Genomic DNA, 26,027 nt, shown 5'->3' with positions numbered 1-26,027 from the left:
GTGTACGGGGCCGGGCGCTGCCCGCTTCCGGGCAGCCCGGCCCTGCACATCACCAGGCCGATGCTGCATGCTGTGGCCTACGACCCGCGGCTGCGATCCGTAGACACGGACCCGCGCCACGGTCGCCTCGCACCACGGTCGCACCACGGTCTCAGGCTTGGAGCTGCGCATGACTACCACCTTCCCGGACGTCACCATCAGCACGGACCGGCTGGTGCTGCGCCCCTTCGAGGAAGAAGACGTCACCGCGCTCGCCGAGATGATGAACGACGAACAGGTCACCGCCTGGACCTCCGTCCCGCACCCCTACACCTACGCCGACGCGGTCACCTGGGCCACCCGGACCGCCCACACGGAGCGCACCGAGGGCCGCGGCATCGTCTTCGCCGTCACCGAGTTCCTCACCCAGCGGCTGGTCGGCATCGTCCACCTGCAGGACACCGACTGGCGGACCCGCACCACCGAGGTCGGCTACGTCACCGCCCCCTGGGCCCGCGGCGAGGGATACGCCAGCGAGTCCGTCCGCGCCGTGGCCCGCTGGCTCTTCACCGACCAGCGCTTCGAACGCCTCGAACTGCGCACGGCCGCCGACAACACGGCCTCCCAGCAAGTGGCCCAGAAGACCGGTTGCATCAGTGAAGGCGTCCTGCGCAACGCCTGCATAGTGCGCACCCAGAACCCCGACGGCTCCTGGGCCGACACCCGCAGCGACCTCATCGTCTGGGGCCTGGTCCCCGAGGACCTGGACGAGGACGCCGACGACTACTCCGACGGCTACGGGGACGGCTACTCCGTCGCCTACGCGGACGGCCGCTCCGCGGGCTGCGCGGCCTCCCGCGACGAGGCACGCGACGGCTACCGCATCCACCCCGCCACCGCGCACGACGCGAACGGCTACGCCGTCTTCTCGGACCGGAACTGACCGGATGACCGGGTAGTCTCACCAAGCCCGCCCCCCCTCGACGAAGCTCCGCCCTGCCCCGGCCACCGCCGCGGAGGGCCCCCTCCCACATCAGGAGACTGACGACGATGGCCGACCGGGTCACGGTGATCGGCTGGGACGGCTCCCCCCTGACCGCGGCAGCCCGGTCGGCGCTCTCCGCCGCCACCCTGGTGGCCGGCGCCGCCCACCACCTCGCACTCCCCGAAGTCCCGCCCACGGCCGAACGCGTGCGCCTGGGCAGCCTGGCCATCGCGGCCACGCGGATCGCCGGCCACCGCGGCACCGCCGTCGTCCTCGCCGACGGCGACCCCGGCTTCTTCGGAGTCGTACGGGCCCTGCGCGCCCCGGAACACGGCCTGGAAGTGGAGGTCGTACCCGCCGTCTCCGCCGTCGCCGCCGCCTTCGCCCGCGCCGGGATGCCCTGGGACGACGCCCAGGTCGTCGTCGCCCACCGCCGCACCCTGCGACGGGCCGTCAACGTCTGCCGCGCCCACTCCAAGGTCGCCGTCATCACCTCGCCCGGCGCCGGTCCCGCCGAACTCGCCCTGCTGCTCGAAGGCGTCCACCGCACCTTCGTCATCTGCGAGGAACTCGGCACCGACAAGGAGCAGGTCACCGTCCTCACCTCCGACAAGGCCGCCGACCACAGCTGGCGCGACCCCAACGTGGTCATCGTCATCGGCGGTACGGGACCGGCCGCGGCCGCCACCGAACCGGCCTGGCTGCTCGGCCGGAGCGCGGCCCCGGCCGCCGGACGCGGCTGGGCCCGCCCGCAGATCGACGTAGGAGAAGGAGAGGCCACACAGCTGCGCGCGGCCCAGCTCGCCCGGCTCGGCCCGCGCACCGGGGACCTCGTCTGGGACATCGGCTCCGGCTCCGGAGCCCTCGCCGTGGACGCCGCCGCCCTCGGCGCCGCCGTCATCGCCATCGACGCCGACCGGCACGCTTGCGAACGCACAACCACCGCCGCCCGCGCCCGGGGTGTGCAGCTCCAGGTCGTCAACGGCCGCGCCCCGCACGTCCTGGAGACCCTGCCCGAACCCGACGTCGTCCGCGTCGGCGGCGGCGGGGCCGAGGTGGTCGCCGCCGTCGCCGACCGGCGCCCCGAACGGATCGTCAGCCACGCCTCCACGCGCGACGAGGCGGAGGCCATCGGCCGGGTCCTGACCGAGGGCGGGTACGCCGTCGAGTGCGCGCTGCTCCAGTCCGTCGCCCTGGACACCCGTACCTGGACCGAACAACAGCGCTCCGTGGTGTTCCTGCTGGCCGCCGAACGCCCCGTTAACCGCCCGGACCGTCCCTAGCCGCGAGCCCGGGGTAGGCTGGCCGATCGTCGCACCGCCCGGACGATTCGGGCATGCGGCTCCGGCTGGACGCGCGACGTGGCGCAGTCCACAGAGGACCGTGGCGGTTATGGCCGACAGGGTGACGAACGGGCAGGACAATACTTACTGGTTGTCGTGCGGCCGTACGTGAGGCCTCGTGGGCGACCAGGCAGTCGAAGAGGCAACACCGATGGGCGAGGGGTACGCATGACTGACACCGGCCAGGTTCCGGGCGAGGGTCTCCCGGACAGCACGGGCATGGTGGATCAGCAGGGCGTCCCCGCCCCGGTTCCCATGTCCTCCCCGGCGACCGGGAGCTACGCCTTCCAGGACCTCGTGGACAACCCGGCAGAGCCGGAGGACGAGGAACTGCTGCTGATGCCGAGCAACCAGGGCGCGTGGAGCGACCCCCAGGTCGTCCCGCCGGTGCCCGCGTTCCCCGACTTCCCCGAGCCCTCCGCGTACGCGGACGCCCCGTACGCCGACTTCGGCGGGGCCCCCGAGTACCAGCAGCCCCACCCGGGCCGGCTTCCGGTCCCCGAGGCGCCGCTCGGCTACGAGCCCGCCGGCTACCCGCAGCAGTCCTTCGAGGGGCAGCCGTTCGACGGCCAGCCGTTCGACGGCCAGCCGTTCGCGGGGCAGCCCTCCTTCGCCGACGTCTCCTACCCCGACGCCTCCTTCGCCGACGTCTCCTACGGCGCCGGTGCGCACGAGGCCGGCGGCCGGGATTCCGGCGCCCTGGACCTCGGCGGCCTCGTCGCCCCGCAGCCCATGTCCCAGCCCCAGTCCCAGGCGGCCCCCGTCGCGGCGGCCCCGGTGCGGCGGCCGCTGCACATGGGCCCGCCCGTGCCCGAGGCCACCGGCGGAGTCGTACGGTCCCTCGCGGACCGCGGCCCGGCCGCGGCGCCGGCCGCTGCCCCCGTACAGGCCCAGGCCCCGCTGACGCCGGCCGCGCCCGAGCCCGTCCCGGTCGCCTCCGTGCCCTCCGCCTCCGAGCCCGCCGCCCCGGATCTGAACACCCCGGCTACGCCCGTACCGGTGCGCCAGTCCGGGCCGCCCACCACCGGGCCCGAGTACCTGGACTTCACGCAGGCCGAGGTCGGGGCCGAGCACGTGCCGGGCCCGGCGCAGCAGCCGGTCGAGATCCCGGTCCAGGCCGGGACGCCGTGGACCGCGGAGCCGGCTCCGGAAGCCCCGGCGCAGCCCGTCGGGGAGCCCGTGGCCGAGCCCGTCGCGGAGCCTGTCGCCGAGGCCGTCGCGGCGCCCGTCGCCTTCGCCCAGCCCGAGGCGGTCCTCGTGCCCGAGCCGGAGCCCGTGCCCGTGGCGGAGCCCGCGCCGGTGCCGGTCGCCGTGGCCCCGGTGGCCGAGCCGGTTGCCGTGGAGCCCGCGCCGGAGCCCGTTGCCGAGCCCGTCGTCTTCGCCGAGCCCGAGCCCGCCGTCGTACCGGTGCCCGAGCCCGTGGCCGAGGCCGTGGCTGACGCCGCCGTCGTCGTCGCCGTCGAGCCGGAGCCCGCGCCGGTCGTGGAGCCCGAGCCGCAGCCCGCAGAAACGGTGGTTCAGGCCGAGGAGCCGGAGCCCCTGCCCGAGCCCGCGGCCGTCGTGGTCCCCGAGCCCGAGCCGGTCGCCGTGGCGCAGGCCGACGTACCGCTGGAGGCCGGACAGGCCCCCGAGGCCCCCGAGGCCGGAACCGAGCAGCAGCCCGAGCCCGAGGCCCCCGTCACCGAGGCGGCCCCCGGATACGCCGACGCCGAGCGCGAGGCCGTCCTGCGCGTCATGCGCGAGCGCCGCGACATCCGCAAGGGCTTCCGCCGCGACCCCATCCCGCACGAGGTGCTGCTGCGCGTCCTGGAGGCGGCCCACACCGCTCCCAGCGTCGGGCACTCCCAGCCGTGGGACTTCGTCGTCATCAAGTCCGCCGAGACCCGCCGGACGATGCACGAACTCGCGGAGCGCCAGCGCGAGGCCTATGCGAAGTCGCTGCCCAAGGGCCGCGCCAAGCAGTTCAAGGAACTCAAGATCGAGGCCATCCTCGACACCCCGGTGAACATCGTGGTCACCGCCGATCCGACCCGGGGCGGCCGCCACACCCTGGGCCGGCACACCCAGCCGCAGATGGCCCCGTACTCCTCGGCCCTCGCCGTGGAGAACCTCTGGCTCGCGGCGCGTGCCGAGGGCCTCGGCGTCGGCTGGGTCAGCTTCTTCGACGAGCGCGAGATGGTCCGCGAGCTCGGCCTCCCCGAGCACCTGGAGGTCGTCGCCTACCTGTGCGTCGGGTACGTCGACGAGTTCCCCGACGAGCCCGAGCTCGCGCAGGCCGGCTGGTCGCAGCGGCGGCCCCTCGCCTGGGTCGTCCACGAGGAGACGTACGGGCGCCGCGCGCTGCCCGGCGAGGAGCCGCACGACCTGCTCTCCGAGACCGTCGCCAGCATCCGTCCGCTCGACGCGAAGGCGCTCGGCGAGGCGTGGGAGCGGCAGAAGCGCATGACCAAGCCCGCAGGGGCCCTGGGCATGCTCGAAATCATCTCGGCCCAGCTGTCCGGCCTCTCGCGGGTCTGCCCGCCGCCGATCCCGGAGCCCGCCGCGGTGGCGATCTTCGCGGGTGACCACGGCGTGCACGCCCAGGGGGTCACCCCGTGGCCCCAGGAGGTCACCATGCAGATGGTGGCCAACTTCCTGGGCGGCGGCGCGGTGTGCAACGCGTTCGCCAACCAGGTGGGCGCGGAGGTCTGCGTGATCGACGTCGGCGTCGCCGGCGACCTCCCGGCCACGCCGGGCCTGCTTCCGCGCAAGGTCCGTCCGGGGACGGCCGACCTCTCGGTCGGCCCCGCGATGACCCGCGAGGAGGCCGTCGCGGCCATCGAGGTCGGCATCGAGACGGCCCGCGACCTGGTTGCGGCGGGCAACAAGGCCCTCCTGACGGGTGAGATGGGCATCGCCAACACCACGGTGTCGGCGGCGCTGATCTCGGTCTTCACCGGGGTGGACCCGGGCGAGGTCACCGGGCGGGGCACGGGCATCAACGACGAGACGCACGCCCGCAAGGTCGAGGTCGTGCGCCGCGCCCTGGAACTCCACCAGCCGGACCCGGCGGACCCGATCGGCGTCCTGGCGGCCATCGGCGGCCTGGAGCACGCGGCGATCGTGGGCCTCCTCCTGGGAGGCGCCTCCCTGCGCACCCCGGTGATCCTGGACGGTGTCAGCGCCGGCGCGGCCGCGCTGGTGGCCCGTGCGATCGCTCCGGAGTCGCTGTCCGCGTGCATCGCGGGCCACCGCAGCGCGGAGCCGGGCCACGTGGCCGCCCTGAACAAGCTCGGCCTGCGCCCGCTGGTCGACCTGGACCTCCGCCTCGGCGAGGGCACGGGCGCGCTGCTGGCGCTGCCGCTGGTGCAGAGCGCTGCGCGCGCGATGCACGAGGTGGCCACGTTCGACTCGGCGGGTGTCACGGAGAAGTAGCCGGGGCTGCGGGGACCGGTGCCGGGGACGGGGTGGGGTGTCGTCCGGGACTCATGATTTATGGCGCCCTGTGCGCGCTGCGTCCCTGATGGCCTTGTTTCGCGCCAACAAATCACGTTTTACGTCCCGGACGACACCCCACCCCGCCCCCGTCCCCGGCCGGCGAGTCCAGCCTCGCCGGGCCGTATCCAGCCCCTCCGGCGTTTGAGGAGCGGGGGTCCGGGGGCGGAGCCCCCGAAGGGGTCCGGGGGCGGAGCCCCGGTTTCGGGAAGGGGCGGGGTGGGGGAGAGCCCCGCAGGGCCCGGTCGAACCCCGTCGCCCCCCGCAGCTACTCCCGGCAGGAGCCCCGTCGGCTCCCGCAGCCCCGGGCAGGAGCCCCGTCGGCTCCCGCAGCCCCGGGCGGGAGCCCGATCGACCCCCGCAGCCCCGGGCGGGAGGCCGATCGACCCCCGCAGCCCCGGGCGGGAGCCCGATCGACCCCCGCAGCCCCCCGGCGGGACCCGTGCCGGAGCAGGCCGGCCGGGTGATCATGGGGCGCCAGCCCCGTGGCCTGGGCCGCAGCCAGGGGCGGGTCGGGTCACCGCCCGGCCAGGGCCATGGCCCCCGAGGCGACCACCGCGCAGGTGGGTCGTATCGTGGACCCCGGACGGGCCACCGCACGTCACCGCCCGATCAGCCGCTCCAGCGACGCAGCGGCCCGCCGTCACCGCCGCATCAGGAGCCGCAACCGCCATGGGACACCCGGCACACCCCGCCTACCCCGTCGGACTCCGCCTCACGGGCCGCCGCGTCGTCGTGATCGGCGGTGGCCAGGTCGCCCAGCGCCGGCTGCCCGCGCTCATCGCCGCCGGTGCCGACATCGTCCTGATCTCGCCCTCCGCCACCCCCTCCGTGGACGCCATGGCGGAGACGGGCGAGATCCGCTGGGAGCGCCGCCGCTACGAGGACGGCGACCTGGCCGGAGCCTGGTACGCCCTGGTCGCCACCCGGGACCGTGCCGCCAACGACGCCGCCTCCGCCGAAGCCGAGCGCGAGCGGATCTGGTGCGTCCGCGCCGACGACGCCGAGGCCGCGAGCGCCTGGACCCCGGCCACCGGCCGGGTGGAGGGCGTCACCGTCGCCGTGCTGAGCGGCAACGACCCCCGCCGCTCCGCAGCCGTCCGCGACGCGGTCGTCGAGGGGCTGCGGGACGGCTCCCTGACCGCCGCCCGCCCGCACACCCCCGGCGTCTCCCTGGTCGGCGGCGGCCCCGGCGACCCGGACCTGATCACGGTCCGCGGCCGGCGCCTGCTCGCCGAGGCCGACGTGGTCATCGCCGACCGGCTGGGCCCCCGTGACCTCCTCGACGAGCTCCCGCCGCACGTCGAGGTCATCGACGCCGCGAAGATCCCGTACGGCCGTTTCATGGCCCAGGAGGCCATCAACGACGCCCTCATCACGCACGCCAAGGCCGGCAAGGCCGTGGTGCGTCTCAAGGGCGGGGACCCGTACGTCTTCGGCCGCGGCATGGAGGAGCTCCAGGCCCTCGCCGAGGCGGGCATCCCCTGCACCGTCGTGCCCGGCATCTCCAGTTCCATCTCCGTGCCCGGCGCCGCCGGCATCCCGGTCACCCACCGGGGCGTGGCCCACGAGTTCACCGTGGTCAGCGGCCACGTCGGCCCCGACGACCCGCGCTCCCTGGTGGACTGGGCCTCGCTGGCCAAGCTCACCGGCACCCTCGTCATCCTCATGGGCGTCGACAAGATCGGCCTGATCGCGGAGGCGCTGGTGCGCCACGGCCGCCCCGCCGACACCGCGGTCGCCGTCATCCAGGAGGGCACCACCGCCTCCCAGCGCCGCGTGGACGCGACCCTGGCCACGGTCGGGGAGACCGTCAAGGCGCAGGAGGTCAGGCCGCCCGCCGTCATCGTGATCGGTGACGTGGTCAAGGTGCACCGGCCCGCGGCCGAGTGACACCCCCGTACGCCCGCAATCCCGCAACCCGGCAGAGCCGTTGGCACCGCACCCAGGACAAGGCAGTATCACCCTGTGGCTGATCTCATCACCGTCGAGGACCCCGACGACCCGCGCCTGCGCGACTACACGGGCCTGACCGACGTAGAACTCCGGCGCAGGCGCGAGCCCGCGGAAGGCCTCTTCATCGCCGAAGGCGAGAAGGTGATCAGACGCGCCAAGGACGCCGGGTACGAGATGCGCTCGATGCTGCTCTCCGCCAAGTGGGTCGACGTCATGCGCGACGTCATCGACGAGCTCCCGGCCCCGGTCTACGCCGTCAGCCCGGAGCTCGCCGAGCGCGTCACCGGCTACCACGTGCACCGCGGCGCCCTCGCCTCCATGCAGCGCAAGCCGCTGCCCACGGCCGAGGACCTGCTCGCCACCACCCGGCGCGTGGTCATCATGGAAGCGGTGAACGACCACACCAACATCGGCGCCATCTTCCGCAGCGCGGCCGCCCTCGGCATGGACGCGGTCCTGCTCTCGCCCGACTGCGCGGACCCGCTGTACCGGCGCTCCGTCAAGGTCTCCATGGGCGCGGTGTTCTCCGTCCCGTACGCCCGGCTGGAGGCCTGGCCCAAGGGTCTGGACTCGGTGCGCGAGGCGGGCTTCAAGCTGCTCGCCCTCACCCCGCACCAGAAGGCCTCGCCGATCGACGTGGCGGTTCCCGGGGACCTGGAGCGGGTCGCGCTGATGCTCGGTGCGGAGGGGGACGGGCTGTCGACGCAGGCACTGGTCGCGGCCGACGAGTGGGTACGGATCCCGATGGCGCACGGGGTGGACTCGCTGAACGTGGGCGCGGCCGCGGCCGTCGCCTTCTACGCGGTGGCCGGCGGCCGCTCGTAGGGCCGCGGCGGGCCCGGAAGCTCCCGGCTAGAGCTTCTGGGCCAGCGCGATGCCGAGCGCCACGAGCAGCGTCACCACGACGAAGACGATCAGGCGCTGGCGCATCAGCTTGGGGTCCGGCCGCGAAGGCCGCCGCCCCGTGCCCGTCGTACGGGGAGCCGGGCGGCCGCCCGTACGCCCGGCGGTGGAGCCGGGTCCCCGCGAGCCGGTGCCCCGGGCCGAGGAGGGCCGCGAATCCGGCCCGCCGCGCGGTCCCTGGCCCTTGGCCTGCGCCTTCCCCTGGCCCGCTCCGGTTCCCGTGCCCGGACGTCCCGGCAGGGGAGTGCCGGCCGTACGGCGCTCCGTGCGCTGCTCGGCGTACCCCTCGGCATCCTCGACGTAGCCCTCGGGCAGGCGCCCGGTCGGCCGCTCGGCGACCCGCGCCCGCTGCGCCGGCGGGCGGCTGTCGCCCATCCCGTGCGCCTCGCGGGCCGCGATCTCCTTGAGCCGCATCGACAGCTGGAGCGTGGTCGGCCGCTCGTCGGGATCCTTCGCCAGGCAGGCCCGTACGAGGGGCGCGAGCGCGTCCGGAACACCCTGGAGGTGGGGCTCCTCGTGCACCACGCGGTAGAGCATGACCTCGGAACTGCCGTGCCCGAAGGGCGAGTCGGCGGTGGCCGCGTAGGCGAGGGTGGCGCCCAGCGAGAAGACGTCGGTGGCGGGGGTGACGGCTGCGCCGCGCACCTGCTCGGGCGCCAGGAAGCCGGGGGAGCCGACGGCCGTTCCCACGTGGGTGAGGGTGCTGGCGCCGGTGGCCCAGGCGATGCCGAAGTCGATGATGCGGGGGCCCTTGGGCGACAGCAGGATGTTCGAGGGCTTGAGGTCGCGGTGGACCACCCCGGCCTCGTGTACGGCGACCAGTCCCTCGGAGAGCGCGGCGCCGATGGCGGCGATGGCCGAGGCCGTCAGGGGGCCTTCCTCGGCCACCTTGTCGTGCAGGGAGGGGCCGGGCACGTACTGCGTGGCGAACCAGGGGCGCTCCGCCTCCAGGTCCGCGGCCACCAGGCGCGCGGTGCACCCGCCGCGGATCCGCCGGGCGGCGGAGACCTCGCGTGCGAAGCGCGAGCGGAACTCCTGGTCCTCGGCGAGGTCCGGCCGGATCACCTTGAGCGCGACGCGCTGTCCGCGCCGGTCGGAGCCCAGATAGACGACGCCCATGCCGCCGGCGCCGAGGCGCCGGTGCAGCCTGAACGAGCCGACGACACGCGGGTCCTCGCGCCGGAGCCGCATCATCGCCATGTCCACCCCGCTGACCGGTCGTCCTGTTGACGTGGCACAGCTTACGGACCATCCGGCATGCGCGCTCAGAGGCCGCGCCCTCGCCGGGGGATTCGATTGTCAGTACGGGGCAGTCCACTTGGGGAATCACCGGACCACCGGTAGGACGCATGTGCGGAGCGGGGTTCCCCGGTCAAGCCGGGCCGGGACCAAGGGAATTGGGGTTCGGGGAGGAGCGGTGGGGGAGCGGAGGCCGCCGGGGCGGCCGGGCCCGCCCGGTTGATCTTGGGAGTGCCTGGTCGGCGGCCGGACGTGTGCGGTGAGTGACGGAAGTGAGCGAAGTCACCACGCTCCGGTCATCCCCTCCGGGAAGACCCTCAGAGCGGGGGACCGGTCTCCACCCAGGGGAGTACACGCGAGGTGGACTCCTCATCCTCCTGGAGGCCAGGCAATGGGTACGAAGGCATGAGGCCAGGAGCCTTCCCCGCGCCTAGTGTTGAAGACAAGCGGCGGGTGGAGAGCACTCGTCCCCCGAGGTCATAAACCCGCCGCTGCCAAACGACAGGGAGAGGACCATGGCGGACATCGCACGGCAGGGACGCAAGGCATTCGCGTTCAACGGCCATGAGTCCGGTCGTCGCCACCCACTGGTGGCCGCGGCCATGGTGCTCCCCCTGGCCGCCGTCCTGCTCTTCCTCTTCGGAGGCTTCGACCAGGTGGTGGCACAGGCGTCGTCCGTAAGCGTGATGCTGGGGCGCTGAGCGGCGCCCCGGGCCCAGGAGAGCGGCCTGGGCCGGGACTGTCACCGGCCGAACCCCGTGGGGACGGGGGAGCGGTCGACGGACGGCAGGTGAAGGGTGCTGCGCGTACGGCTGGGGAGCCGGACGCGCAGCACCCTTTTTCATGCCCGCGCGACCCCTTTTGACGCGTCCCCCCTCGATGCGTCCCTCGCACCGCTCGCCGCCGGCGCGCCTCCCGGGCTTCGGGCCGCTGCGCCGGACTCCGTCCGGCGGTGGCCGACGGCGTCCGTCCGGCGGTACGGGCACTGCCGTCCGGCCCCCTGCTGCGTACTCTCGACCCGAGGAGCACCCGCCCGGGGTGCGCAAGCACGGGGAGAGCCGAGGCGTGGTTCCGCTGGAGCGAGTGAGCGCGGCCGAGCTCGCCGCGTACGCGGGTGCGGCGCAGTACGTACTCCTCGCGGACCGCGACGACGGCACCGTGGTCCGCTGCGGGAACGTCGTGGCCAAGGCGCACGCGGGCGACAGCGATCCCGACGCACTGGCGGTGCGGATCCGCGTGGCCGGGGACCCCGCGCTGGCCGGAGTACTGCTGCCCCCGCTGCGCACCGGACTCGGTCTGGTCGGAACCCGGCCCGTCTCCCTGTGGCCCTACGGTGCTCCGGTCGCTCCGGACCGCCCCGAGGAGGCCCCCTGGGAGCCGGCCGCCGAGCTGCTGGCCGCCCTCCACCGGACCCCGCTCCACCACCTCCCGTACCCGCTCCCCCCGATGCGCGGCCCGGCGAAACTCGCCCGCGCCCTGCGCCGCCTCGACGCGGCGCACCCGCCCGCGGTCCCGGCCGCCCCGCGGCGCGCCGTGCCGGGGCGTCCCGTGCCTGCGGGCGCGGAAGCCGAGAGCCCGGGCGGTGCGCGGCGGGGGTACCTGGCCGGGGCACACCCTGCCGACCAGGGCCACGGCCATGACCGCGCATCCGGCGGCAGGCAGGCCCTGGCCGGGGCGGCTGTCGCCCTCCCCGCCGCGCCGCCCTCCGGCCGGGGCCGCCGCGCCGTGGTGTCCATCCCCGCCGGGCAGGCCGGGACGGCAGGCGCGGACGCCGACGCCGCGGAACTGGCCCGGCTCGTACGGGTCGCCGCGGCCACGCTCCCCGGGTGGGCCCGGGGGGAAGGGCCGGCGCCGTCCGGCGGGGCGCTCTGCCACGGCGACCTGCACCTCGGGCAGCTGGTCCGGAGCCCGGCCGGGGGCTGGCGGCTGATCGACGTGGACGACCTGGGACTCGGCACGCCCGCCTGGGACCTCGCCCGGCCCGCGGCCTGGTACGCCGCCGGGCTGCTGGACACGGAGACCTGGCTGCGCTTCCTCGACGCCTACCGTGGCGCGGGCGGCCCCGCCGCCGGTGTGCCCGGCAGCGACCCCTGGCCGGAACTCGACCTCGCCGCCCGGGCGCTCACCGTGCAGACGGCCGCGCTGGCCCTCGCCAAGGCGGCCCGCGAGCGGCGCCGACTCGACGACATGGAGCGGCTGATGGTGGAAGCCTGTGCCCGAATTGCCTCCCTCCCGCCCGACTTGGAGCGGAAGGCTCCGTCGTAGGGTGAGCCTCACGCCACCGGGTACGCATCCGGTGTCGACGCGAACGGCGAGGAGTTGATCCGGTCATGCAGTGTCCGAAGTGTCACGCGATGATGCACACCTACAACCGCAACGGTGTCCAGATAGAGCAGTGCAGCGGTTGCCGAGGCATCTTCCTCGACTACGGCGAGCTCGAGGCGCTGACCCGCCTGGAGTCCCAGTACACCTCCCAGTACGGCCAGGTCCCGCCCCCGGCCGCCCCGCCGGCCCCGGCCCCTGCCGCGTACCCGCAGCAGCACGCCGCCCCCGCGCCCGCCTGGGGCGCCCCGCAGCACGGCGGCTACGGCCACGGCCACGGCCATCGCAAGGGCGGCTTCGGCCGGATGCTCTTCTCCTCCTGAGCCGGAGGGCCACACACGCGAAAGCCCCGGCCGTGGGAACGGCCGGGGCTTTCGGACAACTGGTGCGCGATACTGGGATTGAACCAGTGACCTCTTCCGTGTCAGGGAAGCGCTCTCCCGCTGAGCTAATCGCGCGGGGCCACGTTCGCGGTGTGAACCCGCAGGTGGCAAGTCTGAATCATACTGCGTGCGCGATACTGGGATTGAACCAGTGACCTCTTCCGTGTCAGGGAAGCGCTCTCCCGCTGAGCTAATCGCGCGGGGATCCTTGCGGACCAGTGGACGATACTGGGATTGAACCAGTGACCTCTTCCGTGTCAGGGAAGCGCTCTCCCGCTGAGCTAATCGTCCTTGGAGGTGGAGACGGGATTTGAACCCGTGTAGACGGCTTTGCAGGCCGTTGCCTCGCCTCTCGGCCACTCCACCATGGAGCAAGCAGGGGGTCCTCGGGAAGATGATCCCCCACCTTTGAGCGGACGACGAGACTCGAACTCGCGACATCCACCTTGGCAAGGTGGTGCTCTACCAACTGAGCTACGTCCGCAGGTCACCGTGTTCGCTCCGGGGGTTTCCCCCTTCGCTCCCTGGCGACGAGTTGAACTCTAGCGGATTCCCGGGCCAGCTCAAAAACGCGTTTCCGCAGCGTGCTGCCGCCCGATCACCGCCGGTCACCCGGCAGACGCCTCACCGGCGCCCGGGCGTCACCGGTCATAGACTCGCAGCCGTGCACGACCTGCCTCCCCTCGCCCGCTTCGGCGGCCTTCTCGCGACCGATCTCCGAGATGTCACCAGTGATCCCGCCGCCCTGGACTCCACCGGCTTCTGGGCGGTGACGGCCGATTTCGAAGGCCGTCTCGTCTGCGCGCGCTTCGGGGACATACGCCCCGACCCGGTGCCGGCCCCCGTCCCCGGGGCCTGGCGCGGCCCCGACGCCGACGAGTGGACCTCCTCGCTCGACCGCGCCGCCTACACCGCCGGCGTACGCCGCATCCGCGAGCACATCGAGGCGGGGGAGGTCTACCAGGCCAACCTCTGCCGCGTGATGTCCGCGCCGCTTCCCGACCCGGCGGGCGCCGATGTGGACGCCCTGACGGCGCTGCTCGCGCGCGGCAACCCGGCCCCGTATGCAGGAACGATTCGGCTGCCGGCCCACGGCGTCGAGATCGCCACCGCGTCCCCCGAGCTCTACCTGCGCCGCAGTGGCCGCCACGTCGAGTCCGGCCCGATCAAGGGCACCGGCCGCACCGCCGCCGATCTGCTGCCCAAGGACCACGCCGAGAACGTGATGATCGTGGACCTCGTGCGCAACGACCTCGGCCGGGTCTGCGCCACCGGCACCGTGACCGTCCCCGAACTGTGCGCGCTCGAAGAGCACCCGGGCCTGGTCCACCTCGTGTCCACCGTCGCCGGGGAACTCGCCGACGGCGCCGGATGGCCCGAGCTGTTCGCCGCGACCTTCCCGCCCGGCTCCGTCACCGGAGCCCCCAAATCCTCCGCCCTGCGGATCATCGAGGCCCTGGAGACCGCCCCGCGCGGCCCCTACTGCGGAGGCATCGGCTGGGTCGACGCCGACCGGGGCACGGCCGAGCTCGCCGTCGGCATCCGCACCTTCTGGATCGACCGCAGGGCCCCCGGCGGCCCCCGGCTGCTCTTCGGAACGGGCGCCGGGATCACGTGGGGTTCCGACCCCGACCGCGAGTGGGCGGAGACCGAGCTGAAGGCCGCACGGCTGCTGCGGGTAGCGTCGGGAGTGATCGAAGCGAACGCGACCGGTGCGGGCGGGGCGATCGCCTCGATCGGCACGATCGACGCACAGACGGACGAAAGCGGGAGGACCGTACGGTGAGGATCTGGCTCGACGGAGCACTGCGGGACGCGGACGAAGCGAAGGTGTCCGTGTTCGACCACGGCCTCACCGTCGGCGACGGGGTCTTCGAGACGCTCAAGGCGGAGCGCGGGACGACCTTCGCACTCACCCGGCACCTGGAGCGGCTGACCCGCTCGGCCCGCGGCCTCGGCCTGCCGGACCCCGACCTGGACGAGGTGCGCCGCGCCTGCGCCGCCGTACTGGAGGCGGGCGCGCTGCCGCTCGGCCGGCTGCGCGTCACCTACACCGGGGGCGTCTCCCCGCTCGGCTCCGACCGCGGCGAGGCCGGCCCCACGCTGATCGTCGCCCTCGCCGGGGCCACCCGCCGCCCCGACACCACCGCCGTGGTCACCGTGCCATGGGTGCGCAACGAGCGCTCCGCCGTGGCCGGCCTGAAGACCACCTCGTACGCCGAGAACGTGGTCGCGCTCGCCGCCGCCCACCGGGCGGGCGCCTCCGAGGCCCTGTTCGCCAACACCGTCGGGCGGCTCTGCGAGGGCACCGGCTCCAACGTGTTCGTCGTCCTCGACGGGCAGCTGCACACCCCGCCGGTGGCCTCCGGCTGCCTCGCGGGCATCACCCGGGCCCTCGTCGCCGAATGGTGCGGGGCCAAGGAGACCGACCTGCCCTTCGAAGCGCTGGAGCAGGCGGAGGAGGTCTTCCTGACCTCCTCCCTGCGCGACGTCCAGGCCGTCGTACGGATCGACGGGCGCGAGCTGGGCTCCGGCCCCGGCCCCGTCACCGCCGAGGCCATGCGGATCTTCGACGCCCGCTCCGCCGAGGACGCCGACCCCCGCTCCTGACCGGGACCGGCCGTATTTTGCTGTCCATCGGGCCGCAGGGCGGGTAGAACTCGAATGATGACCACCACCCTGCGGCCGAGCGGGCCGCTTCAGCAGAGCACCGGCGGGGCGCGCTCGCGCCCGTACGAGATCCGCGTCAACAGCAGGCGCGTCGGCGCCCTGCTGCTCGCCGCCGACACCCCCTTCGGGCCGACGGTCGCCGAGATCCGCGAACTCGCCGTCGAGGAGCCCGACCGCCGGCGCGGCCGCGCCACGGTCGCCGCGCTCGCCGCCGAGGAAGTACTGCGGGGCTGGGGCTGCCGGCGGGTCCGCGTGTCGGTCCCGGCCGGGTCGGCCGGCGGGCTGCGCCTGGCCGCCGCCCTCGGGTACGCCGAGTACAGCCGCAACATGGCCAAGGAACTCCCGGCCGAGCCGCCCGCCCTCTCCGAGGGGGTCGCGGGCCGCCCGATGACGGAGGCCGAGTTCGAGACCTGGCTCGCGGCGGGACGGGAGGAGTACGCGCAGAACTGGATCAGCCGCGGCATGTCGGCCGCCGCCGCGCACACGAAGTCGGAGAACGACCACGCGGCCATGCTGCCCCAGGGCCTGGCGACCCCCGGCATCAGCATCTGCGTACTGGAGGCGGCCGGCGTCCCCGTCGGCACCGTGTGGGTCGCGCCGAACCGCGGGGACTCGTACGTCTACGACGTCGCGGTCGCCGAGGAACACCGGGGCCGCGGCCACGGCCGGGACCTGATGCTCCTCGCGGAGCGCACCGCCCTGGCAGCAGGCCACCGGGTGCTCGCGCTGCACGTCTTCAGCGACAACGTCCCGGCCGTGCGGCTCTACGAGTCCCTCGGCTACCGGGCGACCGACGTCAACTACGCCAAGGACCTGATCTAGGCCGCCCTGCCTCTAGGCCGTCTCTGCGAGCAGCCGGTCGGCGATCTCCTCGATGCGCTCGCGCAGGCCGTCCTGGCTCTTGCCGCCGTCGAGGCGCTCTCCGCCGATCACGTACGTCGGGGTGCCGGTCACGCCGATCGCCTTGCCCTCGGCCTGGTCGGCGTCCACGATCAGGATGTGCCGGCCGTCGATCAGGGCGGTGTCGAACTCCTCGGCGTCCAGACCCAGTTCGCGCGCGATCTCGATCAGTACCGGCTCGCCGGCCTTGCCGAGCTCCGCGGTCCGGGCCAGTACGGCCTCCACGTACGGCCAGCCCAGGCCCTGCTCGGCGGCCTCCTCCGCGGCCTGCGCGGCGGCGAAGGCGTGCTTGTGCTTCTCCAGCGGGAAGTGGCGCAGCCGGATGTCCAGCCGGTCGCCGTAGCGGGCCCGCAGGGCGCGCACGTCGTCCAGAGCGCTGTGGCAGTCCGGGCACTGAAGTTCGCACCAGACGTCGAGGATCACGGAATCGGTCATACGGACAGTCTCCCAGTCCGCCGGGACGGGCACGGACCGGGACCTCGGGAGGAGACGGGACCCGGAGGTGTCCCGGAGATCCGCCCGCCGGGGGCTCCGGCCGTGGCCAGGGCGAGGGTCGCCGGTGCAGGATGGATGGGGACAGAACGCCCGGCCCGCCGGCCGGGTGCGACCGACCGATCCGCCCTTGGAGGCCCCGCATGCTCGCCGAGACCATTTGCTCCGCGGTGTCCGCGGCGGGCCTGGGCATCGCCGCGCTGACCGCCTACCGCAAGCGATTCCTCGCGGCCACGCGGATCGCGGCGTACTCGCTGGTGCCCGTCGGCCTGGTGATGACGGGCGTCGTGGCCTGGGCGACCGGCATCGTCTTCAAGCCGACCGTCTGGGCCGGGTTCGCCGTGCTGGGACTGGCCTGGCTGCTCTTCACGACCACCCGCGCGATAGAGCGGCGCGGACGGGGCGCGGGGGAGGGCGAGGAGCAGCAGGGGAAGCAGAAGAGGCCGAAGGCCGCCAAGGGCCGCCCGGCGCAGGAGGCCGTCGCCCCGGCCGCTTCCGCGCCCTCACTCGGTGACGGCGCCCGCCAGCGGCCGACGCCGGCCGCAGCCCCCGCCGAGGACTTCTCCGACATTGAGGCGATCCTCAAGAAGCACGGCATTTGACGTCGGGGCGATGACGTCGGCGATGACGTCGGGGTGATCTGGTACGGGAACCACCTGATCTGACGGGATCCGGTGAACTCGCGCGTTCCGTCTGGCGTGTTGAGCGGCGCGCGCGGGTCCGCTGCGCCATCATCGCCCCGACATGCTCGACACATCACCGGGTGAGCCGGCCGTTCCCGCGCCGGCCGCCGTCCCCGTCGCCGAGGAGCCGAGAGGCTGCCTCTTCGCGCTCTCCCAGCCGCCCCTGATGATCTTCCTAGGCGTGATCGGCGTCCTTCTGCTGCTCGCCGCCGTGCACGATCTCTTCCTGCTCTGAGCCCGCCTCCGCGCCCAGCTCCGATTTGCGCCGGGCCCGGTACGCCGCCACGTGCAGCCGGTTCCCGCAGGTACGGCTGTCGCAGTAGCGGCGGGAGCGGTTGCGGGACAGGTCGACGAAGGCCCGCCGGCAGTCCGGGGCCTCGCAGCGGCGCAGCCGCTCCTGCTCGCCCGAGACCACGATGAAGGCCAGCGCCATGCCGCCGTCGGCCGCCAGGTGGTCGCCCACCGAGGCGCCCGGGGCGAAGTAGTGCACGTGCCAGTCGTAGCCGTCGTGGTTGGTCAGCTGCGGGGTGGTGCCGGCCGTCGCGACCAGCTCGTTGATCAGTACGGAGGCCACGCGGGAGTTCGGTGCCGCGAAGACCTGGGCGAATTTGCCGCGCACGGCGCGCACGCCGGCGAGGTCGCGGGCGCTGAGCTCGCCGACGTCGCTGATCGCGTACTCGTGGACGAACTCGCGCAGCGCGTTCACGTCCGCCAGCGCGTCGGGCTGCTCCGTCTCGGCAGAGGTGTTCACCAGCGCGACGACGACGTCGAGCGCGCGACGGGTGTCGTGGGGGATCTGCACGGGGTCTCCCTGAAGGGCCGGGCCTGCGATGACGGTCTGCTGCCGCCGCCGCTGGCCGACTCTAGCGGGTCGCCCGCACAGCGCACCGGCGCCGTCCGCGCGGGTGGCTCCCGCGTGAACAGCGCCGGCACTTCCGTATGTGGTTGTCCGCCGTGCACCGTCGCCCCGAGTCGGACGGTGTCGTACGGCCCCCGGACTCAGCCGGGGGAGGGTTCCCTCTGTAGGCCTGGCTCAGGATTCGGCCAGGATGTGGGAGAGCTCCTTGTCGAGGTCGAAGTGCCGGTGTTCGGTTCCTGGTGGAACCGCGGCGTCCGTCCGCTTGAGGAACGACTCCAGTGCTCGGGCGGGTGCTTCGAGCAGCGCTTCTCCCTCCGGTGAGCTCAGGGCGATGCAGACGACCCCCTGACCATGACTGCGGGACGGCCAGACACGGACGTCGCCGGTACCGGTGGGCCGGTGAAGGCCCTCGGCGAGGAGGTCGCGGGCGAATACCCATTCGACCGTCTCCTCGGCGCCGGTGTGGAAGGTGGCGTGCACGGCGTAGGGATCGGCCGTGTCATACCGCAGGCCCGCGGGAACAGGCAGTGAGGACTCGCTCGACACAACGAGGCGCAGGTGCAGCTCGCAGCTGACCGTGGTGTTCATAAGCGCCAGGGCCTTTCGCTCAGTGTGCGCTCGGGGATTCGCACGTCGGCGAAATCGACATGCCACCTACGGTGCCGTTGTAAACCCCTCTGACCGTTTTGCGGACCTCTGGGTCCCTCGGACGGCGGATCCAAACGACCATTCACGTGTGCTGGGACCTCCGGTAGATTCGACCCCATGAACACGGGGAGTGACCGCGAGACCAACGAGTCCGCCAACGAGTCCGCCAACGAGTCCGCCGCTGCCGAAGGGGAGCCGAAGGTCTTCCACGTCTCCAAGGCGCCGGGCTTCATCAAGGCCCGCCGGGGCCTGCACCTGAGCTGGCAGGTCGGCGTCTTCGTCGTCGGCCTCGCCGTCGTCGGCGCCGGCGTCGCGATGCTGGTGCTGCCCGGCCCGGGCTGGGTGGCGATCTTCGCGGGCCTGGCGATCTGGGCCACCGAATTCGCCTGGGCCCACTTCGCGCTGCGCTGGACCAAGCGCAAGGTCAGCGAAGCCACGCAGAAGGCCTTGGACCCGAAGGTCCGCCGCCGCAACATCATCCTGACGAGCGTCGGGCTCGCGATCGCGGGCGTCCTGATCGGCTTCTACCTGTGGAAGTACGGGCTCGTGCTGCCCTGGAACCTCAAGGACCAGTGAGCCCGCCCGACCATGGCGGAGAGCACCGCTGACATGCGGTAATGTTTGCGGTGCGTCCGGGCGATTAGCTCAGTGGGAGAGCACTTCGTTCACACCGAAGGGGTCACTGGTTCGAACCCAGTATCGCCCACCCGGACCAGAGGCCCGGAGACTTTCACAGTCTCCGGGCCTCTGGCGTTTTCACCCGTCCGGCCCCGGATCCCGTCCCGCCGGCTACCTCAGCCGGCCGATGGCATCCCGCAGCCGGCGGGCGTCGCGCAGCCGCTTCTCGTAGGTGGCCCCCACCAGTAGCAGCAGCACCCCCGCCAGGGCCGGCGGCAGCCAGCGCGGCAGCGCGTCCACCACCTGGACCACGTACGGGGTCAGCTCGTGCAGGGCCACCGCCGCCAGCGTCGCCCCGCCCAGCAGCAGCGGCGCCCGGAGCCGGCCGCGGGCGCCGGCCAGGGTCACCCCGAGCGCGGCCGTCCCCAGCAGCAGCGGCCGCAGCCAGTGCGGATCGCCCCACACCGCGAGGGTGCTCGGCAGCAGGGTCGCCGCCAGACCCGGGCCGTACGCCGTCCAGGACCCGGCCAGCGGGTCACGGCGCCGCCGCAGGAACCCCACGGCCAGCGCCGCCGCCGTCACCGGCAGGGTGTACGCCTCGGGCACCGTCACCTCCGAAGCCGCGAGCCGTACCCAGGTCGCGGCCAGGAACAGCGCCCCGGCCGGCCAGCCCGCCGCCGACCGGCGCTCGGGCCGCACCGCCGCCGCCGCGCACACCACCCCGGCCAGCGCCAGGACCAGTGCGAGCACCGGAGCGTCCCCGGTGGCCAGGGCCGCCGCGAGGAGGCCGGAAGCGGCCGCCGCCACCTCCGCCGGGACCCGTACGGGGCCCAGCCGCGGCCCGAGCGCGGCCACCGCCGCCGGGACCAGCAGTACGGGCAGCGCCCACCAGGCCACCGGCCGCTCCAGCAGTGCGCCCAGGGCCACCGCGAGCAGCGCCGCGTACCCGACGGCGAGCGCCGCCGCCCCCGAGCGGGCCCACGCCGGAGCGGGCCGGTAGGCCGCCCCCGCCGCGCAGGCGGCCCCCAGCAGGCCCAGCACCCCGAAGGTGGCCAGTCGCCCGTCCAGGGCCGCCACGGACACGCTCAGGGCCCCCGCCAGCGCGCAGGCACCCGCGGCCACCCCGGCGAGGCCGCGAACGGCGCCCGCCGCGACCGCCGTGGACCCGGAGCCCGCGGGGATGCCCTCGCCGGCGGGCGCGGACCCGGAGCCCGCCGGGCTGCCGCCGGCCGCCGTGGCGGCCTTCGCGGAGGCGCCGGCCACCGCCACCGCCGTGGACCGCAGCGCGAGCAGTCCCGCCGCCAGCGTCACCGCGACCTGGGCCGCGAAGACAGCACCCGGGGCGAGCTCCAGCACCACGGGCGCCGTGAACAGCGCCGCCCAGCCCAGGACCACCGCGGCCACCCCCGGCTCACGGCGCCCCGGGAGCACCCGGACCAGCCACCACGCGGCCCCGGCCGTCAGCAGCAGCGCCACCAGCGGAGCGAGCCCCGGGCCGTCCCCGGCCGCCCCGGCGGGAGCCGCGGGCGGCGTCGTCACCGACCAGACCTCCTCCAGCACCCGCAGCCGGCCCAGCAGCACCGTCGCCGCCCAGGCCGCGGCGGTGACCGCCGCCAGGAGGGCCACCCCCGCACCGGCCAGGGCGAGGCCGCGCCGGACCGGCTCCGGGAGCGCGGAGACCCGTAGCGCCCCCAGCAGGGCCAGGGCCACCACCAGGTACCCGACCGCGGCCCAGGGCGGGCGCAGCTCCGGCGCCGCCAGACCGCCCAGGGCGGCCACCAGCGCGAGGGCGCCCGCCGTCGCGAACGCCACCGCGGCCCGGGAGGTGCGCCACGCCACCGCCAGCGCCAGCACGGCGACCGCCGCCAGCAGCGCCGACGGGCCCAGGGCCGCGCCCGCCGACTCCGCCGCCACCGAATCCGCCAGACCTGTCAGCAGCGCCGCCCCGGCCACCACCGAGCCCGCCACGCCCGCCCAGGAGGACCAGCGCCCCGGACGGAGCAGCGCGAGGCCCGCGTCCAGGGCCGCCGTCGCCAGCAGCGCCCAGCCCAGCTCCGGCGCCGTCGCCCCGCCGGCCAGCGCCGCCAGCGGCAAGGGGAGCTGCGCCGTCAGCAGCGCCGCGGGCAAGGGGGCCCGCAGCGCCCGCGCGGCCGGCATCCAGCCGTACGCGGCCCAGCCCGCGGCGAGTACCGCGGTCGCGCCCGCCGCGTACGCCGTGCCGTCCACCTCCGGCATGCGAGAGGCGTACAGCGCGTACGCGTCCAGCACCGTCAGCAGCAGGCCGACGGCGGCCACCGCCTCGGCGGTCGAGCGCAGTCCCCGGCGCAGCAGCGCCACCGGGGCGCCCAGCGCCGCCGCCGTCACCACGGCGAGCACCGCGCTGCGCCCGGCGATCCCGAGGGAGCCCCAGCTGACCAGCGTGAACGCCAGCGCCGCGACGGCCAGCAGCACCGCGCCCAGGACCAGCAGCACGTTCTGCGCACTCGGGGCCGAGGCCTCCGTGGCCTGCGCGGGCGTGGTCGGCCGGGCCTGCGAACCCCACGCGTGGGGGGCCTGCGCGGCCAGCAGCCATGCGCGGCGCGTGAGCAGGAAGTGGCGCCGGGCGTCGAGTTGGATCAGTTCGCGGTCGATGAGCACGAGCTCTTCGGCCGGCGGCAGGGGGTTGTCCATGGTTCGGAGTGTGGTGCCCGTCACCCCGTCAGGACATGGGTGCGCGTACTCATCTCCGGGTGAGTTCCGGCTGAGTACCGGGTGTGCGGCGCCGCCGCGCGCAAGACTGGAGACATGGACCGAAGCAGCCGCGGCGACGCGCCGGGCAGCAGCCGTGCCGCTCCCGCCAACCCCGGTGGCCGGTGGACCCGTTACCGCTTCCGCAGCGTGTGGGACCTCGACGCGGCGCCCGCCCGCGTCTACGCGGCGCTGGAACGCCCCGAGTCCTACCCCCTGTGGTGGCCCCAGATCCGGGCCGTCGCCCCCGCCGGAGGCGGGAGCAGCGGGACCGCCCTCATCCGCTCCGCCCTCCCGTACACCCTGCGCGTGAGCGCGGCCGAACTCCTGCGGGACCCCGTGCGCGGAATCCTGGAGGTCGCCCTGCTCGGCGACCTGGAGGGCTGGGCGCGCTGGACCGTACGACCGCGGTCCGGCGGCACACGGGCCCTGTACGAGCAGGAGGTCGAGGTGCGCCGCCCCCTCATGCGGGTGCTCGCCTTCCCCGGGCGGCCGGTGTTCCGGCTCAACCACACCCTGATGATGCGGGCCGGGCGGCGCGGGCTCGCCGCACATCTGGCGGGCGGGCCGGAAGCGGTTTGAACCAGCCCCGGGCCTTCTGTATTGTTCACACCGTTCCCGGGCGATTAGCTCAGCGGGAGAGCACTTCGTTCACACCGAAGGGGTCACTGGTTCGATCCCAGTATCGCCCACCGGGACAGGCCGGTCCGTCTTATGACGGACCGGCCTTCCGCATGTACGGGGCCCCATGCGGGTCCCTCCGCGCAGGTCCCTCACGCCGCCGCGGGCAGTTCCGGCCGCAGCGGCCAGTGCGGATCCACCGACTCGGGCGTGCCCTGCCGGGCGAACCACGCCTGCAGTCCCCGCGCCTGCGCCGCGTGCCACACCTGCTGGAGCGTGTGCAGCTCCGCCGGCGACAGCCGCTCCAGCCGGCCCGCGAACCGGCGCCCCACGGCCCGTACGAGCTCCAGGGAGGCCAGCGCGTCCGCGCCCGCGTCATGGGCCCCCTCCAGCTCTATCCCGTAGTGCGCGCACAGATCCGTCAGCGTCCGGCGCCCCTTGCGGTAGCGGTCCAGATGCTTGTCCAGCACCCGCGGATCCAGCACCGTCAGCGGCCGGTTGTCCAGGTACCGGGACAGTGAGGACGCCCGGTGCCGGCGCAACTCCCGGTCCAGCAGCGTCAGGTCGAACGGCGCGTTCATCACCACCACCGGCCTCCCCGCCACCTGCTGCTCCCCGAGCGCGCGGGCTATCTCCTCCACCACCGGCGCGGGCCACCGCCCGTTGCGCTGGAGGTGCTCATCGGTCAGACCGTGCACTTCCGTGGCCCCCGGGGGTACCGGGATGCCGGGATTGACCAGCCAGCGCGTCGAGCGGATCCGGCCGCCCGCGCACTCCTGCACGATGAGCGCGGCGGACACGATCCGGTCCTGTTCCACGTCCACCCCGGTCGTCTCCGTGTCGAATGCGGCCAGCGGGCCCTCGTACCAGCGTGTCATGGCGAACTCCTCGTCACCCGTCGGCAGATGGCCCCTCCCGGGCACCGCGCCCCAGGCCCCGCCACCCTTGCCCGAAACGGTGATACCCGGGCTCTTTGCCCCGTACGCCGTTTGCGGGCCGCCGACTGCGGAGACAACTCAACTGGGGGACCGCACACATGACCGGTCGTCAACCCCGACACCCTGACACGTACCTGACGCGGCCTGTCACGGCCGCGTGCGAACGGGACAGCCCGGAAGGCATGGGGAGCCGGCCATGGCGCTCGCGCAGCCCGAACCGGGCGGGGTGCTCGCGGGGCAGATCGATCCGCGGACCGACCCGCGGGACCGACCGCTGCGCGGCACGCTCGCCACCACCGCCTGCATGGAGACCCTTCAGGTGGGATACCTGCACGCCGTCGTCGCCGCGGCGGGCTGCTCGCTGTCCCAGCCCTTTCCCGACAACGGCATCGACTGGCACGTCAGCCACGGCGCCCCCGAGCACGTCATCGACGACGAGGTGACCATCAAGGTCCAGCTCAAGGCGACCTACCAGATACCGGCCCGGCCGGCCGGGCCCACCTTCGGCTTCACCCTCGACAACGAGCACCTGGTGAAGCTGGCCCGCAGCCCGGTCGCCGTGCACAAGATCCTCGTCGTGATGCTCGTCCCGCGGGAACGCGACCAATGGCTGAGCGCCGGCCACGACCGGCTCGACCTGCGGCACTGCTGCTACTGGACCAATCTCGCCGGACACCCCGTGACCGGCCGGCGCCGGACCACCGTACGGATCCCGACCACGCGGATCTTCGACGACCGGGCGCTCTGCGAGATCATGACCCGGGTCGGGTCGGGAGGGACACCTTGATGAACTGGCAGTCACCGCACCTGGAGCCGCTCTCCCCACAGGAGTTCGCCGCGGGCGCCCCCGATCCCGCGCAGATCGATCCGCTCGTGCTCGGCGCGCTGCTGCACCGGCACGGCTGGCTGCGCCGCGGCGGTGCAGCCGGACGGTACGGGCGCTGGACGCCGCCCGCCCCGCACACCACGGGCAGCGGCGGCACCAGCCTCCTCGTCCCCGAGAGCCGGGCCTTCCCCGACTGCGCCGACCTGCTCGAAGAGGCGCTCACCGCGCTCTCGCGCAGCGCGCTGCCGTCGGCGCGCGAGGTGCTGTACGGGCTCAGCGTGCCGAGCGACGAGATCCGCTGGGACCGCGAGATCCCGCGCGGGGCGTACGGGCTCCAGGGCGAGGCCGACTGGACGGTCCAGGAACAGCTCCGCTCGGCCGCCCGCCAGCTGCTCCTCGCCGGAGCCCTGGCCGACCGGGCGCGGGCCGGGTACTACGGAGCCCGGCACCGGGGCCAGGCGGAGCGGGCGCTGGAGGGGGTCCTGGTCGGGCCGGCTCCGGGCGGCCGGCGGCTGACCGCGTACGTCCCCGTCGACGGGGGCCGCGGCACCGTGACCCGGTTGCACCACGCGCTGCACGCCGCCCGCGAGGCGGTGGACTACCGGCGGGCCACCGGCGGCATGGAAGCCTTCGACGCGGCGGTCGAGGCCGGGGTCAGCCGGGAACTCGCCGAGGCGCTCATCTCGCTGGTCCACGGCTCGGAAGGGGCCCGGGTGGCCCTCGCGTGGGCCCCGGCGGCCGGGGTTCCGGCGGGGTGCGCCGCCCGGCCGGAGCCGGTGGAGTTCTCGCCCGGCGACCTCCCGGTGCTCCGGGAGGCGGCCGCGCGCTACACGCGGGACGAGCCGGCGGTGCCGGTCCGGGTGGCGGGAGCGGTGGTCCGGATGCGCCGCTCGGCCCCCGGGGGCGGGGGCACGGTCCGGCTGCGGGTCCTCGCCGGGGCGGAGATCCCGTACGTCCGGGTGGCGCTCGACGAGGAGTCGTACCGGGTGGCGGGCCACGCGCACCTGGTCGGACTGCCGATCCGGGTCAGCGGCCGCCTGCAGCGCCGGGGCGGCTTCCGCCGCCTGACGGATGCCGCGGATGTCCGTCCGGTACCGCTGGACGAGGTCGAGCGGGACCGGCTGATGAAGTCCCTGGACGAGTCCCTCGATGCGGGGGACGTCCTGCCGTCGGACGACTGACGCGTCGGTGCGCGCCCCGGCTGCCCTGCGGGGCTGTCCCCTACCCTCCCTTCGCCCGTTCCCCGGGCGCTGCCCGGACCCGGTCCTCAAACGCCGGACGGGCTGGTTTTGCCGCTGCGCGGCAAAACTCAGCCTCGCCGGCGTTTGAGGCGCGGGGTCTGGGGCGGAGCCCCAGGGGGTCCGGGCGCAGCCCGGGGAACGGGCGAAGGGCGGGTAGGGGACAGCCCCGCAGGGTCGCCGTTGCGTGCTCCGTGTCGGGCGACGCCCTAACCGTTTAGCG

23 protein-coding genes and 7 tRNA genes are annotated in these 26,027 nt (G+C 74.4%); 19 read left to right on the top strand and 11 right to left on the bottom strand.

All coding sequences use genetic code 11. The features are described from left to right. Nucleotides 1-169: 169 nt before the first annotated feature. The 5 genes from ACODT5_RS24895 (at nucleotide 170) to ACODT5_RS24875 (ending at nucleotide 8,562) form a co-directional block, all read left to right on the top strand. Nucleotides 170-922, top strand: coding sequence for a GNAT family N-acetyltransferase (locus tag ACODT5_RS24895; RefSeq protein WP_422521486.1), 753 nt, complete (start codon nucleotides 170-172; stop codon nucleotides 920-922). Between the two features lie 107 nt (nucleotides 923-1,029). Further along, entirely contained in the window at nucleotides 1,030-2,247 is a 1,218-nt protein-coding gene (cbiE, locus tag ACODT5_RS24890; protein ID WP_422521485.1) for a precorrin-6y C5,15-methyltransferase (decarboxylating) subunit CbiE, read from the top strand. A gap of 228 nt (nucleotides 2,248-2,475) precedes the next feature. Beyond that, nucleotides 2,476-5,721, top strand: a complete 3,246-nt coding sequence (gene cobT, locus ACODT5_RS24885; protein ID WP_422521484.1) for a nicotinate-nucleotide--dimethylbenzimidazole phosphoribosyltransferase — start codon at nucleotides 2,476-2,478, stop codon at nucleotides 5,719-5,721. Nucleotides 5,722-6,453: 732 nt separating this feature from the next. Further along, nucleotides 6,454-7,674, top strand: coding sequence for a uroporphyrinogen-III C-methyltransferase (gene cobA / locus ACODT5_RS24880; protein ID WP_422521483.1), 1,221 nt, complete (start codon nucleotides 6,454-6,456; stop codon nucleotides 7,672-7,674). A 75-nt stretch (nucleotides 7,675-7,749) separates the two neighbouring features. After that, nucleotides 7,750-8,562, top strand: coding sequence for a TrmH family RNA methyltransferase (locus ACODT5_RS24875; protein ID WP_422521482.1), 813 nt, complete (start codon nucleotides 7,750-7,752; stop codon nucleotides 8,560-8,562). A 27-nt stretch (nucleotides 8,563-8,589) separates the two neighbouring features. On the opposite strand, the gene ACODT5_RS24870 is transcribed toward ACODT5_RS24875, so the two are convergent. Continuing rightward, a complete protein-coding gene (locus tag ACODT5_RS24870; protein ID WP_422521481.1) occupies nucleotides 8,590-9,846 on the bottom strand; it encodes a serine/threonine-protein kinase in 1,257 nt (418 codons plus the stop codon). Between the two features lie 548 nt (nucleotides 9,847-10,394). On the opposite strand from ACODT5_RS24870, the gene ACODT5_RS24865 reads away from it, so the two are divergent. From ACODT5_RS24865 to ACODT5_RS24855, 3 genes are all read left to right on the top strand, one after another. Further along, the gene (locus ACODT5_RS24865) at nucleotides 10,395-10,580 is read left to right on the top strand and encodes a hypothetical protein (protein ID WP_385377145.1); all 186 of its coding nucleotides are present in this window, start codon (nucleotides 10,395-10,397) and stop codon (nucleotides 10,578-10,580) included. Nucleotides 10,581-10,917: 337 nt separating this feature from the next. Beyond that, a complete protein-coding gene (locus ACODT5_RS24860; protein ID WP_422521480.1) occupies nucleotides 10,918-12,144 on the top strand; it encodes a phosphotransferase family protein in 1,227 nt (408 codons plus the stop codon). A 65-nt stretch (nucleotides 12,145-12,209) separates the two neighbouring features. After that, nucleotides 12,210-12,524, top strand: coding sequence for a TFIIB-type zinc ribbon-containing protein (locus tag ACODT5_RS24855; RefSeq protein WP_389688447.1), 315 nt, complete (start codon nucleotides 12,210-12,212; stop codon nucleotides 12,522-12,524). A gap of 60 nt (nucleotides 12,525-12,584) precedes the next feature. Here the strand turns inward: ACODT5_RS24855 and ACODT5_RS24850 are convergent. The 5 genes from ACODT5_RS24850 to ACODT5_RS24830 form a co-directional block, all read right to left on the bottom strand. After that, nucleotides 12,585-12,659 (bottom strand) — tRNA-Val (locus ACODT5_RS24850). Nucleotides 12,660-12,712: 53 nt separating this feature from the next. Then, nucleotides 12,713-12,784 (bottom strand) — tRNA-Val (locus ACODT5_RS24845). Nucleotides 12,785-12,803: 19 nt separating this feature from the next. Beyond that, a tRNA-Val gene (locus ACODT5_RS24840) sits at nucleotides 12,804-12,875 on the bottom strand. 1 nt (nucleotide 12,876) lies between these two features. After that, a tRNA-Cys gene (locus tag ACODT5_RS24835) sits at nucleotides 12,877-12,950 on the bottom strand. Between the two features lie 45 nt (nucleotides 12,951-12,995). Further along, nucleotides 12,996-13,068, bottom strand: a tRNA-Gly gene (locus tag ACODT5_RS24830). A gap of 180 nt (nucleotides 13,069-13,248) precedes the next feature. Between ACODT5_RS24830 and ACODT5_RS24825 the strand changes: the two genes are divergently transcribed. Genes ACODT5_RS24825 through ACODT5_RS24815 form a run of 3 tightly spaced genes read left to right on the top strand, consistent with a single transcriptional unit; the run spans nucleotide 13,249 to nucleotide 16,076 of the window. Next, a complete protein-coding gene (locus tag ACODT5_RS24825; RefSeq protein ID WP_422521479.1) occupies nucleotides 13,249-14,370 on the top strand; it encodes a chorismate-binding protein in 1,122 nt (373 codons plus the stop codon). Further along, nucleotides 14,367-15,194, top strand: coding sequence for an aminotransferase class IV (locus ACODT5_RS24820; RefSeq protein WP_422521478.1), 828 nt, complete (start codon nucleotides 14,367-14,369; stop codon nucleotides 15,192-15,194). Before ACODT5_RS24825 ends, ACODT5_RS24820 begins: the two co-directional genes overlap by 4 nt. Nucleotides 15,195-15,251: 57 nt before the next feature. Next, the gene (locus tag ACODT5_RS24815; protein ID WP_422521477.1) at nucleotides 15,252-16,076 is read left to right on the top strand and encodes a GNAT family N-acetyltransferase; all 825 of its coding nucleotides are present in this window, start codon (nucleotides 15,252-15,254) and stop codon (nucleotides 16,074-16,076) included. Nucleotides 16,077-16,088: 12 nt separating this feature from the next. Here the strand turns inward: ACODT5_RS24815 and ACODT5_RS24810 are convergent, their stop codons facing one another. Next, entirely contained in the window at nucleotides 16,089-16,589 is a 501-nt protein-coding gene (locus ACODT5_RS24810) for a DsbA family protein (RefSeq protein ID WP_422521476.1), read from the bottom strand. Between the two features lie 200 nt (nucleotides 16,590-16,789). Here ACODT5_RS24810 and ACODT5_RS24805 point away from each other — a divergent pair, with 200 nt between their 5' ends. Beyond that, a complete protein-coding gene (locus ACODT5_RS24805) occupies nucleotides 16,790-17,248 on the top strand; it encodes a hypothetical protein (RefSeq protein ID WP_422521475.1) in 459 nt (152 codons plus the stop codon). A gap of 142 nt (nucleotides 17,249-17,390) precedes the next feature. Then, a complete protein-coding gene (locus ACODT5_RS24800) occupies nucleotides 17,391-17,564 on the top strand; it encodes a hypothetical protein (protein ID WP_422521474.1) in 174 nt (57 codons plus the stop codon). On the opposite strand, the gene ACODT5_RS24795 is transcribed toward ACODT5_RS24800, so the two are convergent. Then, nucleotides 17,505-18,131, bottom strand: a complete 627-nt coding sequence (locus tag ACODT5_RS24795; RefSeq protein WP_422521473.1) for a CGNR zinc finger domain-containing protein — start codon at nucleotides 18,129-18,131, stop codon at nucleotides 17,505-17,507. The two genes, ACODT5_RS24800 and ACODT5_RS24795, sit on opposite strands and share 60 nt — an antisense overlap. A gap of 231 nt (nucleotides 18,132-18,362) precedes the next feature. Beyond that, entirely contained in the window at nucleotides 18,363-18,776 is a 414-nt protein-coding gene (locus ACODT5_RS24790; protein ID WP_030011909.1) for an SsgA family sporulation/cell division regulator, read from the bottom strand. 177 nt (nucleotides 18,777-18,953) lie between these two features. On the opposite strand from ACODT5_RS24790, the gene ACODT5_RS24785 reads away from it, so the two are divergent. After that, a complete protein-coding gene (locus tag ACODT5_RS24785) occupies nucleotides 18,954-19,412 on the top strand; it encodes a TIGR02611 family protein (RefSeq protein WP_422521472.1) in 459 nt (152 codons plus the stop codon). A 58-nt stretch (nucleotides 19,413-19,470) separates the two neighbouring features. Continuing rightward, nucleotides 19,471-19,542 (top strand) — tRNA-Val (locus ACODT5_RS24780). 83 nt (nucleotides 19,543-19,625) lie between these two features. Here ACODT5_RS24780 and ACODT5_RS24775 read toward each other — a convergent pair. Next, on the bottom strand, nucleotides 19,626-22,124 hold the full coding sequence (locus ACODT5_RS24775; RefSeq protein WP_422521471.1) for an SCO7613 C-terminal domain-containing membrane protein: 2,499 nt from the start codon (nucleotides 22,122-22,124) through the stop codon (nucleotides 19,626-19,628). A 114-nt stretch (nucleotides 22,125-22,238) separates the two neighbouring features. On the opposite strand from ACODT5_RS24775, the gene ACODT5_RS24770 reads away from it, so the two are divergent. Continuing rightward, a complete protein-coding gene (locus tag ACODT5_RS24770; RefSeq protein ID WP_422521470.1) occupies nucleotides 22,239-22,763 on the top strand; it encodes an SRPBCC family protein in 525 nt (174 codons plus the stop codon). 38 nt (nucleotides 22,764-22,801) lie between these two features. Next, nucleotides 22,802-22,873: transfer RNA gene (locus ACODT5_RS24765), tRNA-Val, on the top strand. 81 nt (nucleotides 22,874-22,954) lie between these two features. Here the strand turns inward: ACODT5_RS24765 and ACODT5_RS24760 are convergent. Continuing rightward, nucleotides 22,955-23,680 carry a 3'-5' exonuclease gene (locus ACODT5_RS24760; protein ID WP_422521469.1) on the bottom strand — a complete coding sequence of 242 codons (726 nt, stop codon included), beginning with the start codon at nucleotides 23,678-23,680 and terminating at the stop codon, nucleotides 22,955-22,957. A gap of 256 nt (nucleotides 23,681-23,936) precedes the next feature. Between ACODT5_RS24760 and ACODT5_RS24755 the strand changes: the two genes are divergently transcribed. Then, on the top strand, nucleotides 23,937-24,527 hold the full coding sequence (locus tag ACODT5_RS24755; protein WP_422521468.1) for a DUF4365 domain-containing protein: 591 nt from the start codon (nucleotides 23,937-23,939) through the stop codon (nucleotides 24,525-24,527). Beyond that, nucleotides 24,527-25,747, top strand: a complete 1,221-nt coding sequence (locus tag ACODT5_RS24750; protein ID WP_422521467.1) for a hypothetical protein — start codon at nucleotides 24,527-24,529, stop codon at nucleotides 25,745-25,747. The genes ACODT5_RS24755 and ACODT5_RS24750 overlap by 1 nt, the downstream gene beginning before the upstream one ends. Nucleotides 25,748-26,027 lie beyond the last annotated feature (280 nt).

The organism is Streptomyces tatrensis (assembly GCF_049310065.1).
Taxonomy (GTDB): domain Bacteria; phylum Actinomycetota; class Actinomycetes; order Streptomycetales; family Streptomycetaceae; genus Streptomyces.
The sequence above is the reverse complement of the archived record's forward strand: the minus strand, read 5'-3'. Positions and strand labels throughout refer to the sequence as shown.